The 17,330-nt window shown below is 62.7% G+C and carries 16 protein-coding genes; 9 read left to right on the top strand and 7 right to left on the bottom strand.

Annotated features, from left to right (window positions below; genetic code table 11):
* Positions 1-50: 50 nt before the first annotated feature.
* On the bottom strand, positions 51-2,342 hold the full coding sequence (locus tag JET17_RS12215) for an acylase (RefSeq protein WP_042111420.1): 2,292 nt from the start codon (positions 2,340-2,342) through the stop codon (positions 51-53).
* Positions 2,343-2,561: 219 nt separating this feature from the next.
* Here JET17_RS12215 and JET17_RS12210 point away from each other — a divergent pair, with 219 nt between their 5' ends.
* Positions 2,562-2,936 (top strand): hypothetical protein, encoded by a 375-nt coding sequence (locus JET17_RS12210; RefSeq protein ID WP_012314262.1) that lies wholly within the window; start codon positions 2,562-2,564, stop codon positions 2,934-2,936.
* A gap of 36 nt (positions 2,937-2,972) precedes the next feature.
* On the opposite strand, the gene JET17_RS12205 is transcribed toward JET17_RS12210, so the two are convergent.
* Positions 2,973-3,161: a hypothetical protein gene (locus tag JET17_RS12205; protein ID WP_012314261.1), complete on the bottom strand. Its 189-nt coding sequence runs from the start codon at positions 3,159-3,161 to the stop codon at positions 2,973-2,975.
* A gap of 151 nt (positions 3,162-3,312) precedes the next feature.
* Between JET17_RS12205 and JET17_RS12200 the strand changes: the two genes are divergently transcribed.
* From JET17_RS12200 to JET17_RS12185, 4 genes are all read left to right on the top strand, one after another.
* Positions 3,313-3,813, top strand: coding sequence for a hypothetical protein (locus JET17_RS12200; protein ID WP_012314260.1), 501 nt, complete (start codon positions 3,313-3,315; stop codon positions 3,811-3,813).
* A gap of 232 nt (positions 3,814-4,045) precedes the next feature.
* The gene (locus JET17_RS12195) at positions 4,046-4,426 is read left to right on the top strand and encodes a Mor transcription activator family protein (protein ID WP_012314259.1); all 381 of its coding nucleotides are present in this window, start codon (positions 4,046-4,048) and stop codon (positions 4,424-4,426) included.
* A gap of 65 nt (positions 4,427-4,491) precedes the next feature.
* A complete protein-coding gene (locus JET17_RS12190; RefSeq protein WP_012314258.1) occupies positions 4,492-5,148 on the top strand; it encodes a DUF2589 domain-containing protein in 657 nt (218 codons plus the stop codon).
* Positions 5,149-5,220: 72 nt separating this feature from the next.
* Positions 5,221-5,778 (top strand): DUF2589 domain-containing protein, encoded by a 558-nt coding sequence (locus JET17_RS12185; RefSeq protein ID WP_012314257.1) that lies wholly within the window; start codon positions 5,221-5,223, stop codon positions 5,776-5,778.
* 10 nt (positions 5,779-5,788) lie between these two features.
* Here JET17_RS12185 and JET17_RS12180 read toward each other — a convergent pair whose 3' ends face one another.
* Genes JET17_RS12180 through JET17_RS12170 form a run of 3 tightly spaced genes read right to left on the bottom strand, consistent with a single transcriptional unit; the run spans position 5,789 to position 11,904 of the window.
* Entirely contained in the window at positions 5,789-9,463 is a 3,675-nt protein-coding gene (locus tag JET17_RS12180; protein ID WP_080516473.1) for a translocation/assembly module TamB domain-containing protein, read from the bottom strand.
* The gene (locus JET17_RS12175; protein WP_042111966.1) at positions 9,460-11,202 is read right to left on the bottom strand and encodes an autotransporter assembly complex protein TamA; all 1,743 of its coding nucleotides are present in this window, start codon (positions 11,200-11,202) and stop codon (positions 9,460-9,462) included. Before JET17_RS12175 ends, JET17_RS12180 begins: the two co-directional genes overlap by 4 nt.
* 51 nt (positions 11,203-11,253) lie before the next feature.
* Positions 11,254-11,904: a GNAT family N-acetyltransferase gene (locus JET17_RS12170; protein ID WP_012314254.1), complete on the bottom strand. Its 651-nt coding sequence runs from the start codon at positions 11,902-11,904 to the stop codon at positions 11,254-11,256.
* A 162-nt stretch (positions 11,905-12,066) separates the two neighbouring features.
* On the opposite strand from JET17_RS12170, the gene xthA reads away from it, so the two are divergent.
* Positions 12,067-12,879, top strand: coding sequence for an exodeoxyribonuclease III (gene xthA / locus JET17_RS12165; RefSeq protein ID WP_012314253.1), 813 nt, complete (start codon positions 12,067-12,069; stop codon positions 12,877-12,879).
* A 157-nt stretch (positions 12,880-13,036) separates the two neighbouring features.
* On the opposite strand, the gene JET17_RS12160 is transcribed toward xthA, so the two are convergent.
* Together JET17_RS12160 and JET17_RS12155 are read right to left on the bottom strand one after the other, a co-directional pair.
* On the bottom strand, positions 13,037-13,789 hold the full coding sequence (locus tag JET17_RS12160) for an anti-sigma factor family protein (RefSeq protein WP_012314252.1): 753 nt from the start codon (positions 13,787-13,789) through the stop codon (positions 13,037-13,039).
* Positions 13,786-14,307 (bottom strand): sigma-70 family RNA polymerase sigma factor, encoded by a 522-nt coding sequence (locus JET17_RS12155; RefSeq protein WP_012314251.1) that lies wholly within the window; start codon positions 14,305-14,307, stop codon positions 13,786-13,788. Before JET17_RS12155 ends, JET17_RS12160 begins: the two co-directional genes overlap by 4 nt.
* 129 nt (positions 14,308-14,436) lie before the next feature.
* On the opposite strand from JET17_RS12155, the gene JET17_RS12150 reads away from it, so the two are divergent.
* From JET17_RS12150 to JET17_RS12140, 3 genes are all read left to right on the top strand, one after another.
* Positions 14,437-15,483, top strand: a complete 1,047-nt coding sequence (locus JET17_RS12150; RefSeq protein ID WP_012314250.1) for a catalase family peroxidase — start codon at positions 14,437-14,439, stop codon at positions 15,481-15,483.
* Positions 15,480-16,013: a cytochrome b gene (locus JET17_RS12145; RefSeq protein ID WP_012314249.1), complete on the top strand. Its 534-nt coding sequence runs from the start codon at positions 15,480-15,482 to the stop codon at positions 16,011-16,013. Before JET17_RS12150 ends, JET17_RS12145 begins: the two co-directional genes overlap by 4 nt.
* A gap of 87 nt (positions 16,014-16,100) precedes the next feature.
* On the top strand, positions 16,101-17,303 hold the full coding sequence (locus JET17_RS12140) for an MFS transporter (RefSeq protein WP_012314248.1): 1,203 nt from the start codon (positions 16,101-16,103) through the stop codon (positions 17,301-17,303).
* Positions 17,304-17,330: the final 27 nt, after the last annotated feature.

The raw sequence follows: 17,330 nt of genomic DNA, 5'->3' as shown, positions 1-17,330 counted from the left end.
TGCCTGCAGGAGCCGGCTTGCCGGCGATGAGGCCGGTACAGGTTTGCATCTTAAGGCTGGCTCGCCACTGCCCCCTTGTCCCACTCACTGATCACATAATGCCGATACTCGGGGTCAGCCTTGATTTGCGCCTCGGTGAACGGAATGGGCGCCAACTGCTTGGTCGAGAACGCCTTGGTCTGGTCGCTCGAATGCGCCGATGCGGCTTCGCTGGACTGCGAGAAGGCCAACAACCCGCGCGCCTGGGGCCCATCCTCGGTGAAACTGACCAGTTGCAAGTAACTGGTGCCACTGACCACCAGCCGCTTGCCCGCCCCGTGCGGTACGCTGAAGATCGCGTTATACACCCCCAACCCCTGCGGGCCGCCCGGTACCGGCGTGCCATCGGCCGCCTGCTGGATCTGCCCCCAACGGCTGCCTTCAGCAACGCCGGCTTTGGCTACCTGCTGCATTGAGGCCAGCGCCGCTTCGCGCAGCAACTTGCGCACCGCCGCCTGCTCCACTGCCAAACCACGCGGCGTGTGCTGCGGGTCTGCCGGGTCAAACGCCACTCGCCAGCTTTGCGGATACCTGGCCATGGCCTCGACGATGTTCTGGAAATGCACCAGGCCAATGCCACTGTTCAGGTCAGCCTTGCCATCCCAGCTCGCCAGGCTCGTACACAGTGCCTGCAAATCAGCCTCAGCGCCTTTGCACCATTGCAACAAGTCTGGAAGCACCAGGCTGGCCAAGTAGACCTCGTCATCCATCACCATACGCTGCAGGTCCTCCACACCCAGCTTGGCATTGCCTTGCAGGCGCTCAAGCGCGAAACGCCCGCGCATACCCAAAGGCTGGTCGCTGCGGCTGATCAGCGGCGAGTACCCCGTCAACGGCTGGGCGGGGTTGGTCATCCACGCCGGATCGTTGGAGCTTTGCACGAAATCCTTGCGCGCAAGGCTGGGCAACAGATGCGCCGGGAAGATGCCAGGCTGCGCCGCCTGTGCATCGACCTTCCACTGGCAGGCGCTGCGCGAACCATCGAGCACCACCAGCGGGCCTTGCGCCGCCGGGTTACTGCACTGGCTCAGCAACTGCTGGTCCACATATGGCACCACCGATTGGTTCAGGTAAAGCGCCTGGCCACCCGAATCGACGGCCAAGGTGTTGACCCAGGGGATGCCTTGCAACTGCTCGATCGAGCCCTTCAGTGCCGCCAGGCTATCGGCACGGTTGATGCGATACCACTGCTGCAGCACGCGAGTATTGTCCAGATTGGCGTCACGCAGGCTATAGGCCGCTTTGCTGTCCCAGTCCAGGCGACCTGGCCACTGCACCACGGGCCCGAATTTCGAGCTGTAGACCTGGCGCTCCACCTTGCTCAGCGTGCCATCACCAGCCTTGACCGTGACACTCACAGCCTGCCGGGTCAGCGGCAATGACTTGCCATCGAACAGGTAGCGCGTCGGATCCTTGGGGTCCAGTTGCAGTCGGTAGAGGGTGAAGTGTTTGGAAGTATCGACCGTGTGGGTCCAGGCCAGATGACGGTTGAAACCGATGTTCACTACCGGTAACCCAGGCAGTGCGGCCCCCATGACGTCCAGTTGGCCAGGGATGGTCAGTTGCATCTGGTAGAAGCGCATCCCGCCCATCCAAGGGAAATGCGGGTTGGCCAGCAACAGCCCGCGGCCGTTGGCCGAACGCTCTGCGCCCACCGCAACGGCGTTACTGCCCCGTTCCGAAGCGAAGCGCTGTTGCTGGGCCAGTGCCTCGCCAAACGTGTGCACTGCCTGCTGACTCGTCAACTGTGGCGGCTGGGCAGCCGCCAACGCTTCGGCGAACTGCCCCAGCCCGCCCTCCGATAGCAGGCGACGGGTCAGCTTGACCAGGTCCAGACTGGTGATCGGCCGCAACCACTGGCCATCCCCACACTCTGCCGGCAGCCCTTGGCTACGACGCTCGGCCAAGGCGCGGTTGAAACCACTGGCATAGCCCTCCAGCAAATCACGCACCTGAGCGGGTTGGGCCTGGAGGAAGCTGTTGACCGCAGTCGGCGTATTGAGCCAGGTGAAAAACAGGTCGCTGGCCAGGTTATCGCGCTGCTCAAGGGTTTTGCCCTGCGTGCCAAAAAAGCGCGAACGCTCACCGTTGACCGTCAGCACTTCATTGGCAAGCAGGCACAGATTGTCCTGGCCATAGGCATAACCGATACCGTAACCCAGGCCGCGCTCATCCTTGGCCACGATATGCGGCACGCCGAAACTGGTGCGCCGAATTTGCGCAGCGGCATCGGTGCTGGCTTCTCGCGCCTGTGCGGCCAGGCTGCAGGCAACCAACGCGGCCGCTAGGCCAACGCAGGTCATGGGACTTGAAATTGAGAGCACGGGCACTCCTCGGCTTCTGGGATCATTCCAATCAGACGAACACCCAGATGAAAATTTTACGCAGGAGGAGTCACAGATTCGTCTTCATGACACCGGCAGAGATTTTTTTTGCGCGAAGGCTGCAGATTCTCCGCTCTCATTCGTCCTAGTAAGTGAGGCACCCATATTTCGGGACAGTCCACGAAAAGGAGCATTCACATGTACAACCCGCAACCTTCACTTCAGACCGGGCGAACCCCGGCCAAAGCGGCCAATGGACAGGACGCCTGCGGGGAAGAGCGTGTCGGCAACGAACAGATCCGCGAGTTGCTGCGCACCTATGGGCTGCGTACCAGCCTGATTCGTCTCAAAGTGATCGATGCCCTGCACAGCGCCGGCCGCGCCGGCCGCAGCATTGGCGTGCGCGGTGTGCACGCGCACCTGGAACAATTGGATATTCCGCTGTCGTTTCTCAGTGTGCGGGAGGTGCTCAAGCGACTGTGCGCAGAGGGGGTGATCAATCTGGGCAACGACAAGTGCTACAGCCTCAACCCGCAAGCGCAGGCCGTGCTCGAGCAGCCCTCTTCGCGCTGAGCGCATGGCCGGCCATGCCTGGCCGGCCGGCAAGGGTCAGGGCTTGACCTTGCGCCGCAGAATGCCGTTGATCACGACCACCACTACCGCAATGGCGATAGCCAGCAGCTGGAAGGTCTGTTCACTGATGGTGCCCTGCTTCTGCAGGTGTGACAGGCCCAGCATGAGGCCCAGCACCACCAGGATGATAAGAATCGAATATTTGAGGCGCTGCACGTGTGTCATCGATAGTTCCTTGCAACATCGGGGGCAAATGGCTCGCAACGAGCCGGCGCCATGATACAACGCCGGTGGCTTTCGGCGCTGTATTTCCTGCTTAGCGCGGCACCTCAAGCCTGAAAGCATTGGCCTCCCTACCGCCCATGCTGGAGGCTCCATGCTCAAGCCCGCCCTGCTCATTCTGTTATTACTCCCCTCTCTCCCCACTCACGCGCTGGATATTCGCCAGATACCACCTGAACAATTGCTCCAACTGGGCCGTGAACTGGCGGCGTCCGCCGGCAGCAACCAATGGCAACAGTTATGGCATCGAACAAGGGCGGCCGGGCACCTGCTCGCCAGGCCTGGCCACGCCCATTTCACAATCGAGCAGCCGCAGTTGCCAAGGCTCGCGTACGAAACCTTGGCCAACGCCGGACAGGTCGATGCCGTAGGCAAGACCCTTGCACTCTATCGCCGGTCCTTCCCAGGTAAAGTACTGGGCCGGCACGATGAGCAATCTCTGAGTGCACTCTGCCTCGTGGTCGATTGGCGCAGTCTCCCTCAAACCATGGCCAATTGGCCCCACGCCTACCTCGCAAACGTGAGCTTGATGCATGTTTACCCTTGCAGTGAGGGTACTGGCACCCAGTTGCCTCACGGAAAAGTGACCCCCTGAGTATCAACGCCTGTAGGGCAACGCCAGAGCGATGTCCTACAACACGCGAAATCGTTGCCTTCAAATCCTGCTCCCCGAGGCTACAACAGCTGGACCACTTGGCGCCTAGCGACAGTATTCGTCACTCACTGACAATCCGCTCATGCCAACGACCGAACGCCGATGGTAATCGCCGATCCGCAAATGCGGAATATCAAAGCATCGCGCCCCATCTACCTCGAGGGAGCCACACATGGAATTGCAAGACCTCACAGCCATAGATATCAGCCAGCTACCGCACTCGCTGCAGTCCCTGATCGAATGTATCGGCATAGAAAACGCCTACCAGCTGACCTGCGCCTTCGGCGGCAGACCCAAGTACATACCCAAGCATCGCGAGCGAACCAAGCTCGCTGAGGTACTCCCTGGCGAAGCCCTCGACGCGCTGATCAAGCGTTTTGCCGGTGTGGCACTGGAAATCCCCAAGCCGGACCACTTCCTGCGGCAATTGCGCAACCTGCAAATCCAGAAAGAAAGCGCCGAAGGGCTGTCACGCAGCCTGCTGGCCGACAAGTACGGCCTGAGCCTGCGCCAGATCGGCAATATCCGTCGCCAGGAGCCTTGCACGCGCTGACGACACCCACCCGGCCGCACTGACGGCCGTCTTTGCAGCACCCATCAGAGAAAGAGAATCCAGCTATGTCCCTAGACAACAGCCTCATCGGATCGGTCATCAATGCCTTGCCAATGGACCGGATGATCGCCGGGCCACTACAAGCCATGGTTCAAGCGCAGGTCACTGCGAGCAAATCCTACGCGGACTTCCTCATGCAGGTTTGCGTACAGGATGGTAAAGCGGTTGCCATCCAGTTCGACTATGACGAGACCATCGTCAACGAACAGGGCGAATACAAAGGCGTCGTCAGCAAGTCCATGAAGGTCCCGCTGCTGGCGGCCATTACCCACCCGAACATTGTCATTGAAGAAGGAAAGGTCGAGTTCGAACTGACCATCAGTCAGGCGGCAGAGGATTTCAGTGAGTCCAGCAAAAGTGGGGACGTGGCCGCCTCGCTGGGTTGGGGGCCGTTCAAGCTGGATATGAAGGGCAGCATCAGTCATAAGTCCACTCAAACCCGCAAGTCCGATACCCGTGCCCGCTATGCGTTCAACACCACTTTGCGCCGACAGGATCCACCAGAGGCGGTAATGAGAGTCATCGATTTCCTCACCGATGCCGCCACCAAACCGACGGTGGTACCCAACTCGACCCTGATAAGCACGGATTCGATTTCCGATGCAGACGTACTGAAGGACGATACAGCGAGCACCTCCGCTGCAGGTGGCACTCCTTCCTGATACTTCGCCCTGTCTCAAAATGTCCGCCTCGCTGATGCAGCGGGGCACCCTGTGCACCAAGGAGACACGTGAGTGGACAACCACCCTGCCCCCATGACATCGATTGATCTGCGGGATATCACCCGTGGCCTGCAGGAAGCCGCAGCGGCAACCAACAGCCTGATTGCCCAGCAGTACATCAACTTGTTCGACCATTTTTTCGACGTAGACGCGCAGGCCCTCGGCGCGCCGATGAAAGCCAAGATGGTCGAGGTCGCCATGGACGACAAGCATGTGATACGCGTGCCATTGTTCGCCCTGGTATCACCCAAGGGGCTTGCCTTGGAGCGCATGCAAGTCGACCTCTCGGTGCGGGTCAATGGCACGGAGGCTCTGCGTGCGATGCAGACGAATGATGAGGCCGGCGGCGCAGCAGCCTTCAAGGTCACCATCGGGAGCCAGGGCCGCCAAGGCGAAACTCGAGACCCGGACGAGGTACAGATCCGCATGCAGTTTCAAGCCAGCGAGCCACCCGAAGCGCTCAACCGCCTGATCGAGGAATACACCAAGCTGATCAACCCCACACGCAAACCGGCCACCGAGCCCACACCTGATACCAACGAGTTCATCGATGCCGCCACCGTACGATGACGGCATCCATTCAGAAATCTCGCTTGTAAAAAATATCCAGCGAACTGGCCAGACCACTGGCTGCCTCGAGGTAGACTTTCTTGCTCAGCTTGTACCGCAAGGCAATGGTATTGGCGGGCTCGAACACCCCCACCCCGTACCGCAGGCTAAGCTTCTCGGTCAAATTACCGCTGGCCACTACGCTTGTGGTGTTGCCAGAGCCCTCGGTGTCCAGCTGGAAGTCGTCAATCCCGAGGCTGGACGCGATGCTGCCGGTAACCCCTGCGCTGCCAGCAAGGCCCAGGCCCAGGGCCGCCTCGGCCAACATGTTGTTGTCCTCGCCCGAAGTGCCCAGCGGTCGGCCCAGTACCAGGTAGGACAGCGCCTGCTCCTGGCTCATCGCCGGCTCCGAGAACACCTTGGTAGTAGGCTGCTCGGCGCTGCCGCTCAGGCGAATACCGGCAATAACGTCATCAACTTGCCGAATGGCTTCGATGTCCAGGTAGGGCTGGTCGATGGGCCCGGCGAACAGCAAGCGCGCACGGCGAATGGTCAGGCGCTGACCGTAAGCGCGGTAGCGTCCGTCAGCCAGGCTCAACTCACCACGGGTGTCCATGTTGTCGCCGATATGTACATGGCCGAGCAAGTTGGCGGTAAGCCCAAAACCGCTGAACGACAGTTTGTCTCGCCCCACTTCTACATCAATGTCCATGGCCACCGCCATAGGCGTTTTACCTTCCTCGGTCTGGTGGCCAACGATGACGGTGTCGTCTGATACCTTCACGGTCGATGGCGGCAGTTCACGCACCGTGATATTGCCTTTGGGCACCAGCACCTTGCCGGTCACCGCCAGTTTGTCGTCGATCAGGCGCAAGTTCAGGTCCGGCGCTACCTCAAGGGTTGCGTAGGGTTCGACGGTAACCGGCAACTGCTGGCCCTGCAGGCGCAGGTTCATGCCCAGGGCCTGGCCCCAGGTCAGGTCTCCGCTCAGCCGGCCACGGCCCGCCTCGCCACTGCGCCAGCCACCGTTGAGCTGAACCTGCTCGCCAGCGATCAAGGCCTGCAGCGACAGGTCCTGCAAACTGACGGGCAGCTCAGCGCCACTGACCTCGCCACCACTGAGCATCAGGTTGCCGTTGACCTTTGGCGCCAGCAAGGTGCCGGACAATCGGCCACTGCCATTCAATTGGCCTGCCAGGCGCTCGACCATCGGTACGAAAGGCCGGGCAACCGACAGGTCCAGACCGGCGAGGCGGAAGTCACCCGACAATGGCTTGTCCTTCCCCAGCGGGTCGAGATGGATGTTCACGCTCAACTCGCCGAGGCGCTCGCCTCGGAAATTCAGCCGTGTATCGATGCGGCGAGGCGCCAGGGTACTGTCCAGGCGCAGCGCCTGGTAAGGGAAATCGACCCAGCGCCCATCGTCCCGCACCCTCAGCGTGCCGCCACTGGCATCGATACGCACGGCACCCTTGGGGCCGCTGGCCGGAATGTCCAGATTCACGTCAGCGTTGAGCAGCCCCTGCCAGGCGAAATCCTTCGGCAACCATTGGGCCAGGCTGTCCAGCGGAAACTGCTTGAGGTGATAACGCAGGCGCGGCTCCGGCGCCAGACGTTGATCCTCGCCACACAGGCTGGCCTGACCGGAGCGCCAGCAGTGGGCACCGAAGTCCAGTTGGCCGCTGGCCAGGCGCTGCAGGCGAGCCGGGGCCTGCAACTGCCAGTCCTGGCCACCTGCCTGGACTCTGCCGCTGGCCAGGCGACCACGCCAGTCCCCCTTGTTCAACTGGCCGTCAAGGCTCAGGTCCAGCTTCAGCTGTGGGCCATCGAGCCCCAAGGTCAAGGCTTGCTGGCGGATGTCGCCCTTGCCATTGGCCTGCAAGGTGCCCAGCGCCGTATCGCCGAGGCGGATACCATTGGCCTTGAGGTTGATCACACCACGCTGGGCGTTGTCCAGGCGTGCATTGAGGTCAAGACGCTGGATACGGTTCTGCTCCTGCGCCAGCTTCTGGCCTTGCAGGGTCAGGGTACCCTGGGGAGCGCTCAGCGTGCCGCTGACATCCAGCCGCCCTTTGGCCTGGCCTCGCAGCCCGGGCCACAGTTGCCCGAGCCGGGGCAGGTCGAGGTCGACACGCCCGGCCAAGCGCTGCTGCAGGCTGCCACTGCCGTTGATGCGGTTGTCGCCCAACTGCACGGCCAGCGCACCGAGGGTCCAGTTCTGCCCGGCGCCTTCGGCCTGTACCTTGAGCATCGCCGGCTGGCCGCGCAGGCGGCCCTTTAGATCAAGCTGGGCATCGAGGGTGAGCTGCTCACCCTTCATTTCACCTTTGCTGCGCAACGGACCGGCCAGAGTACCGGGCAGTTCGGCGAGCCAGTAGGCCGGATCGAGTGCCGACAGCTGCAGGTCAACGTCCCAGGCCAGGGTATCGGCAAAGCGCACCGCGACGCTGCCGGCGGCCTTGCCTTGCCCGGCGGTCAGGGCCAACTGCGGCAGGCGCACCTGGCTAAGGTCACCCTCGAAAGGGCTGGCCAACGTAAAGGCTCCGGCCGGGCCGTCGAGGTCGCCATTGAAAGTACCCTGGTAACTGCCATCGCGGTATTGCACCTGCGCGTTGAAGCGCTTGAGCGTGACATCTGGCGGCGCGTCCAACGGGTACAGACGTAGCCACGGGAAATCCTGCCAGTCGAGCTGGGCATCGGCCAGCAAGCCTTGCTGCCAGTCGGCACTGGCCTTCAGCTTCACGTGCTGAGCGTCGCTGGCAGAAAGGTCCAACGCCTGAACGTTCGCCCCGTTTGCATCTACCTTGCCCATGAGCAGCAAGGCGATCGGTGCCTGTTCTGCCGGCAGGCTGGCGCTACCAGCCACCTGATAACCCCTGAGCAAATCGCCCTCGGCGTCGAGCTTGAGCTGATTGAGCTGCAGCGTGTCCGGTAACGTCTGCGCGGGTTTGAAGGCATCGGAGCGCAGTTGCAACCTGGCCGGCAGGTGCTCGGCCAGTGCCTGCAACTCACCGGTCAGACGCGCGTTGAGGTAACCGCTGCTGGTCGCATCCAGTTCGAGGGTTTTCTGCAACTCGCCCTTGGCGGTCAGTGCCAGTTGCCAGGCCTGCCCTTGCACCGCAGGCAGTTGCACCTGCCCCTGCAGTTGCACCGGCCAGTCACCCTCGGGTTGCAGATCACCCTGCACATTCAAGTGCAGGTCATCACGCTGCAGTTGCAGGCTGTCGATCTGCAGACCTGTGGCAGTCCAGTGCGCCGCCAGGTGAAGATCGCCAAGCAGGTCACTGCCATCGAGGCGCACCTGACCAACCTTGACGTCACCCAGCTCGATGGCCACCGGCAGCCGCAAAACCGGTAACTGCAGCGGCCCGCTATCGGCAGGTTGATCGCTCGGCGCGAACACCATGTCGATACGCTGGGCATGCAGTTGATCGATGCACAGGGTTGCCCGCAATAAACATCCAGGTGTCCAGTTCAGCAGCGGAGCCTGCACTTCGACGCGGTTGCCGCCGTCAGCCCACGTCAATTGGCTCGCCTGCCACCTGCCCGCAAGGCGCCCTTGGAAGTCATGGATCTGCAGGCCGGGCACGCGCCCAAGCACCCAATGGCTGCCGCCTTCGGTACCAAGTAACGCTCCTAGCGCCAGAACAACCAGCAGCACGCTGCCAAGCAGGCCCAGCAGAATGAATTTGAACACACGCATCAAAGCTCTGGCCCCATGGAGAAATGCAGGCGGATACCACCGTCGTCATCAAGGGCCTTGGCCAAGTCAAGGCGCAATGGCCCGACCGGCGAAACCCAGCGCACGCCGAAACCGACCCCGGTCTTGAGGCTCGGCAGCTCCAGCGTGTTGAACGAATTGCCCTGGTCGACGAACGTCGCCACACGCCACTTCTCGGTCACCGAATACTGGTATTCGACGCTGCCTGCCACCAGATAGCGGCCACCAATACGGTCGCCGTCGCTGTTCTTTGGCGACAGCGTCTGATAGTCGTAGCCGCGCACGCTCTGGTCGCCACCGGCGAAGAAACGCAGGGATGGCGGGATGTTGTTCTTGTAACCGTTGGTGGCGCTGCCACCGAACTGTACCCTGCCAAGCAAGCGGTGGTTGTGCCCGAGCGTGGTCAGGCCCTTGAGCAGCACGTTGCCATGCAACAGGTTGGTGTCGGACACCAGCCCTTCCTTGGCCACCTGGGTATCGAACTGCAGGCGGTAGCCGTTGTGCGGGTCAATTCGGTTGTCGCTGCGCAAGTAGGAGAAGCTTACGCCCGGCATAAGCAGGTTGCTCAGGCCCGAATCGTCGCCAAGACGATACTCTTCACGCTGGTACTTGAGCGAGATCACGCGTTGCCAGCCACTGGGCAGCTTGCTGTGCCATTCGGGCCCCACGGTCAGTAGCTTGCTGAGTGTGTCTGTACCGGCTATCTCTTCATTCTGATAGCCGCCAGCGAAACGCAACTTGTCGGTCAGGGGTGGGTCAAGTGGCACGTCGTACCACAGCCCCACGTTTTGCCGGGGAGCTGAAAGTTCTGTCTCCCACCCGTAGCTATGGCCTTGGGGGTTGACCCAGTGGCGCGTCCAGTTGGCTTTGCCGCGCGGACCGACATCCGTAGAAAACCCTAGGCCAAGCCCCATCGTCCGCGGCTTGCGGGTATCGAGGCGTACGTCCACAGGGATTTGCTCAGCCACTGCGGCGGTGGGCGCGGCATCGACCCGTACACCCTCGAAATAACCGCTGGACTGCAGGTCATTGTTCAGCTCAGCGATAAGTTCCGAGTCGTAGGGCGTGCCCGGTTCGAACGAGACCATACGCTGCAGCAGATCTTCGTCCAGCGGTGTATCGCCACTGAACCTTACCGCCCCCAAGCGATAGCGTGGGCCGCTCTGATACACCAGTTCGATATCGGCGACCCCGGCCTGCGGGTCGACGGCAAGGCGCTGGCGGCTGAAATGCCCGCTGAAAAAGCCGTAGCGCGAGGCCTGGTTCTGGATCAACCGTTTGGCGTCCTCGTACAGCCCATGGTTGAGTTGCTCACCGGCGCGCAGGGCTTTGCTGTCAGGTACGCGAAACGCCTTCATCTCGCTGGCAGGCCCTTCGATGCGCACGGTTACGTTGCGCAGGCGCACAGGCTCGCCCGGGTCGATATGAAGGATCAGCTTCGCAGGTTGGTCGGCCTTGGCAGGAGGCCTGACCTCGCTATCGATCTGCGCCTGATAGTAGCCAAGCGCTTGCGCCGCTTTTCGCGCCTGCTCCTGCGCCCCGCGACTGAAGCGCAAAAGCGCCTCTTCATCGCGGTCCCCAAGGGTACCTATATAGCCTTCGACATTGGCTTTGAGCGCTTTGTTGGCAGGTTTCACCTGCACCAGCAATTCGCTCTGCCCCCATGCTGTGAAACTGGCGGCCCAGAAAACCAGGCCCCAAGTCAGTCTTCCTGAATACGTCATGCGGCGCATGCTACCAGAGCCAGGCGCTCAAGGGAGCCGCCTGGCGGGCTTTCATGCAGTCGGGGAAATTGAAGATACCGGACAGGGGTGAAAAAACACCCTTTCCCGGATTGGCCCTACAGCCACCTCGCCAATCTCCTCATACCCCTGCCGCTCATAGAATGGGAGGTAATGCTCATTGCCCGAATCCAGCACCACGCCTTGGGTATTGGGGTCTTCTGCGCACCAGTCGTGCACGGCCTGTAACAATTGTTCGCCATAGTGCTGACCGCGAAACGCCGGGTGCACGCCAAGAAGCGGCAACATGTGGACCTGCTCTGTTGGCAGGCAACCGACAAGCGCCGCCTGGTAATCCATGTAGCGTCGCGTGCAGCGTTGCCCGGTACCCAGCAGCATGCGCAGGCGCCAGGCCCAGCTGTCGGCCACCCCTAACCTGCGCTGCGGAGGTACGATCAGCGCCAATGCTATCAGGCGGTCATCCAGCAACAGGCCAATGGCCGGTAACTGCAGGTAGAAATGCTGTCGTACCCACTCGCGCACCATTACCCGCAAGCGTCGTTCATAGCCAGGGCGCTGGGCCTCAAAAATATAGGCAAAGGTGGGCTCATTCAGGTAGGCGTTGTACAGCAGTGAGCGTGCCTCACGGCTATAGCCATCATCGAGTGTGCAGATGCGAGCCTGGGCGGCAGTGGCTTCGGGCATTGCGGGCAGTCCTCCTGGAATGGGCATACAGTGCCTTGGATGAGCCCCACGGCGCATCGTTCCCCCTTGAGTGCACGTTAGCAGCGCCTTCGCAAAGCCGCCACGCTGGTGATCAGGGACGATGTCGGCTAGGATCCGGCCTTTTACCGGGATTGTCTTTCCATGAAGATCGTCTGTTTCAACATCAACGGCCTGCGTGCCCGCCCGCACCAGCTGGCGGCGCTGATCGAAAAGCATCAGCCTGACGTGATCGGCCTGCAGGAAACCAAGGTCAGCGACGATCAGTTCCCCTTGGCCGACGTACAGGCCCTGGGCTACCACGTGCACTACCACGGCCAGAAAGGCCACTACGGCGTCGCCCTGCTCTCGCGCCAGGCGCCGCTGAGCCTGTTCAAAGGCTTTGCCACAGACGAAGAAGACGCGCAGCGCCGTTTCATCTGGGGCACGTTCGCTGATGCCAATGGCACGCCGATCACCATCATGAACGGTTATTTCCCGCAGGGCGAAAGCCGCGACCATCCCACCAAGTTTCCGGCCAAGCAGCGTTTCTACAGCGACCTGCAGGCGTTGCTGGAGGGGCAGTTCAAGCAGGACCAGCCCGTGCTGGTGATGGGCGACATGAACATCTCGCCCCAGGACTGCGACATCGGTATCGGTCCTGACAACGCCAAACGCTGGTTGAAAACAGGCAAATGCAGCTTCCTCCCCGAGGAGCGCGAGTGGATGGAGCGCCTCAAGGGCTGGGGGCTGGTGGACAGTTTCCGCCACCTGCACCCTGAAGTAACCGACCGTTTCAGTTGGTTCGATTACCGCAGCCGCGGCTTCGAGGACGAACCCAAGCGTGGCCTGCGCATCGACTTGATCATGGCTTCGCAGCACCTGGTGCCGCGGATCAAGGCGGCGGGTGTGGACTATGAACTGCGCGCGATGGAAAAACCCTCGGACCATGCACCGATCTGGCTGGAACTGAGCTGACGGGCTCCGGCGCCTTCGCGAGTGAGGCAGCCCAACGCCTGTAGTGTGAACCTGCTTGCAGCGATGCAGGCGCTGCGGTGCATGGCACCGGCTTTGCCGGTGATCGCCGGCAAGCTGGCTCCCACAGCGGACACGTTGCGACAGGGCCTGACTGGCGCTAAAGGCCTAAACGCAAGGCCTCCCCCACACCCGCCCCGCGCACATCATCCGCCGCACTGACCAGGGCAAAGTTGTAGGCTCCATGCGACCAGTACCTCGCCTCCAGCTGGCCATCGACACGCTGCCCTTGCGGCATACGCTCGAAACGCTCGCCAGGTGAGCGCAGGAACAGGCTGATGCGCTGCCCTTGACGGTCCTGGAACACCAGCAACGCCGCCGGCCCTTGCTCATTGCTCAACAATCGTGCGCCCACAGGCTGGAACCCGTAACCGGTCAAATCAGGCAATTGCCCCACCCTGCTGAAATGCCTGCCCAGCCAGTGACGCAGCTGCGTCGGGTCACTTGCCTGGATATCCAGCGCCTCACTGCCGGCGAACAAGCGATGCGCCTGGAGCGCATCGGCCATGGGCAACTCGCTCCCTGCCAGCGTGACCTGCCGCGCCTGCCAACCGCCAACCCCGCCCACGCCCAGGGCCAGCAGCAGCACAGCAGCCGAAGCCAGCCGACGCTGGCGCCGTTGACGCACACGACGCTGTAACTGGCCCAGATCCAACTGGGCCGCCCTGGGTTGATCGCCAAACCCGGCCAGGGCCGTGCGCAAGCGTCGAGCATCGTTGCGCCAGGCCTCGATACGCGCAGCTTGCTGAGGGTTGGCCGTCAGCCAGGCCTGCACCTCGGCACGTCGCGTCGGCTCGAGTCGATCGTCAACATAGGCATGCAGTTCGTCTTCGCTGGGTATCAGGCGCGTCATTTCAGTCTCCGCAAGGCTGGGGGCTGGGGGTTGCCCTCAGTCAGTTCACGCAAGGCGGCACGGGCACGTGACAGGCGCGACATCACCGTGCCAATCGGAATGCCCAGTGCTTGGGCCGCCTCCTTGTAGCTCAGCCCTTCGACACTCACCAACAGCAACAAGGCACGCTGTTCGGTCGATAGCCGGGCAAAGGCTTGCAGGTCGGCCTGGGCCAGAACGATGTTTTCGATGTTGCCGCCGAGTACTTCGCTCTCCTGCTCGGCGCGGCCGAACCACGATAGCCACCGGTTGTGCAGGCGCTCACGGCGTTTACCGTCGAGAAACAGCCGGTAAAGAATGGTGAACAACCAGGCACGCAGCGCATCACCATCACGTTGCTGGCTGCTGCGGCTGAGGGCACGCTCTACAGTGCCCTGCACCAGGTCGTCGGCGCTGCCCGGGTCGCGGCTCAGCCACAAGGCAAAGCGGCGCAGGCGCTGCAGCAACTCGCGCCACTGCTGTTCGTCCAGGTCGTGCATGGCAAGGTACCGGCTCGGGGGTTGTCAGTGTAGGGGGCAGACGCGCCGCCACAAAATTTATTCCCACCGAGGGAATAAATATTTCCCTGCCCCGTCTTACCGGCATCTTCACTGAACCGGATGCACACCATGAACTCACCCTTGCACGGCCCGGACAAGGCCCTGCGCCTGGCCGGCATTGGCGCCGTGATGCTGGCTTTGGGCGCGGGCTTTGCCTACGCCGCAGGCTGGATCGGCGGGCCGCAGCTGACGCCGCAACGCATCATCGACACCTTCGAAGCCCAGGCCGGCCACTACCCGGGCTATCGCAAGAACCACGCAAAAGGCCTGTGCGTCAGCGGCTACTTCCAGCCCAGCGGCCAGGCCGCCACGCTGTCCACAGCACGTGCGTTCACTCAGGATCGCGTACCGGTAATCGGCCGTTTCGCCATCGGTGGCGCCAACCCGTTCGCCCCCGATACGGGCGTACCGGTGCGCAGCCTGGCAATTGAGCTGAGCACCGACGACGGCCAGGTCTGGCGCACCGGGATGAACAATCCGCCCGTGCTGGCGATCAGCACACCACAAGGGTTTTACGACCAGGTGCTGGCCAACGCGCCAGACCCTGCTACCGGCAAGCCGGACCCGGCAAAGCAGCAGGCCTTCTTTGCCGCCCACCCGGAAAGCGCGGCCTTCCGCCAATGGGCCGCAAGCTATAAACCCAGCGACAGTTTCGCCAACACCCAGTACCACAGCATCAATGCCTTCCGTCTGATCGATGCCAGTGGCGCTGCGCACCCAGTGCGTTGGCAACTCGAGCCGCAAACGCCTTTTGCTGCCCTGCCCGGCAAGGTCGACGACAAGCAGTTCCTGCAGCATGACCTGCAGCAACGCCTGACCCAGGGCCCGTTGCGCTGGACCCTGCGGCTTGTGTTGGCCAACCCCGGCGATGCGCAGGACGACCCGGCGCAGCCCTGGCCCGCCGAGCGGCGCAGCGTCGATGCCGGCACCCTGGTCATCGAACAGGTGGATGCCCCGGAGCAAGGCGCTTGCCGTGACCTGAATTTCGACCCGTTGATCCTGCCCACCGGCATTCAGCCCTCCAATGACCCGATTCTCGCTGCCCGTTCGGCGGCCTACTCGGAGTCCTTCAACCGCCGCAGCCGCGAAGCCCTCGGCGCAGGAGCCCGCCCATGAAACCCGAAGCCTTCCACCCCCTTGCCCGCTTGGTGCATTGGCTGATGGCGATTCTGATCATCGCCATGCTGTTCATTGGCGTGAGCATGGTTGGCGACCTGTCGCTGCGCCACCCGGTGCTGGTAGAGTTGCACAAGGCTACGGGCCTTGGGCTGCTGCTTCTGGTGATCGTGCGTATCGGCCTGCGCCTGAGCCTTCCTCACCCTCCTCTACCTAAGGACCTGCCCGCGCTGCAGCGGCTCGCCGCAGGCGCATCGCACCTGTTGCTCTACGCTTTGATGCTGGCAATGCCGCTCTTGGGCTGGGCCATGCTGTCGGCAGGCGGCTATCCTCGCCCGCTGCAACTGCCCGCGATCGCCCCGCACGACCTGCAACTGTACGCAATGTTGCGCCAGGCGCACGGCTGGGCCGGCTACCTGTTGTTCGCTACGGTGCTGGTGCACCTGGGCGCTGCGCTGATGCATGCACTGGTGCGCCGGGACGGGGTATTGCGTAGCATGTGGCCAGGGCCGCTGCGCCGCAGTGACTGACGGCATGCGGTGCGTGGGCTGGCCCGACAAACGCTGAATGTTCTCATCGTTATGCACGCCGTCTGTTCAATTGCCCTGGACTGCCCAATGAATGTCGCCAAGGACCCTGCCACACTGACCACCGCCAGTACACTGGACACGCGCCCGTTGCTGCTGGCCAACATGGCCTGCACCATGTCGATGATGGCGTTCGTCGCCTTGATCGGGCCAATCGCCCGCCTGCTCGGCATGGCCACCTGGCAAGCCGGCGCTGCGGTGACTGTGTCAGGTGTGGTCTGGGTGCTGCTGGCCCGCCCCTGGGGGCGCGCAGCCGACCGCCTGGGCCGCCGGCGCATCCTGCTGCTGGGCAGTGCCGGCTTCACGGTGGCGTATTGGCTGCTGTGCCTGTTCGTCGAAGGCGCATTGCGCTGGATACCGGGGGCTAGCTTGGCGTTCGTCGGCCTGATGCTCGCGCGCGGCTGCATCGGCGCCTTCTACGCGGCCATCCCGGTGGGCTGCAATGCGCTGATCGCCGACCATATAGGGCCACAACAGCGCGCCCGGGCCATGGCATCGCTGGGTGCAGCGAATGCTGTGGGCCTGGTACTCGGGCCAGCGTTTGCGGCATTGCTGGCACGGCACAGCCTGAGCCTACCCTTCCATGTGATGTCGCTGCTGCCTGCCAGTGCGTTTCTGGTCCTGCTGTTCAAACTCAAGCCACAGCCACTGGCCCATCGCCATGCGCCCAGCCCGGTGCACTTGAGCGACCCGCGCCTGCGCCGGCCTCTGCTGGTGGCCTTCAGCGCGATGCTCAGTGTGACGGTGTCGCAGATCATCGTCGGCTTCTTCGCCCTCGACCGCCTGCAGTTGGGGCCGGCAGAGGCCGCCCAGGCTGCCGGCATCGCCCTGACCACCGTCGGGGTGGCACTCATCCTGTCACAAATCATCCTGCGCCAGCTCGAGTGGCCACCGCTGAAAATGATCCGCGTTGGCGCCAGCGTTTCGGGACTGGGCTTTGCCGCCGGTTCGCTGGCTACCAGCGCGCCGTGGCTGTGGGGGTGCTATTTTGTCGCCGCCGCCGGCATGGGCTTTGTCTTCCCAGCGTTCTCGGCACTCGCCGCCAATGCCATGCACGCTTCAGAACAGGGCGCCACTGCCGGCTCCATCGGCGCCGCTCAAGGTATGGGCGCGGTGATCGGCCCGCTGGCCGGGACGCTGATCTACGCCCTCGACCCACGCCTGCCATTTCTGGTAGTGGCTGTGCTGTTGTTGCTGGTCGGGCTATGGCCGATGCCGCGCTCGCGGGCCTGACAAGCACAGCGCGCGAGCGTGCATAGT

The sequence above is a fragment of the Pseudomonas putida genome (assembly GCF_016406145.1).
Lineage (GTDB): Bacteria > Pseudomonadota > Gammaproteobacteria > Pseudomonadales > Pseudomonadaceae > Aquipseudomonas > Aquipseudomonas putida_E.
This window is presented reverse-complemented; position numbering and strand designations above follow the sequence as displayed.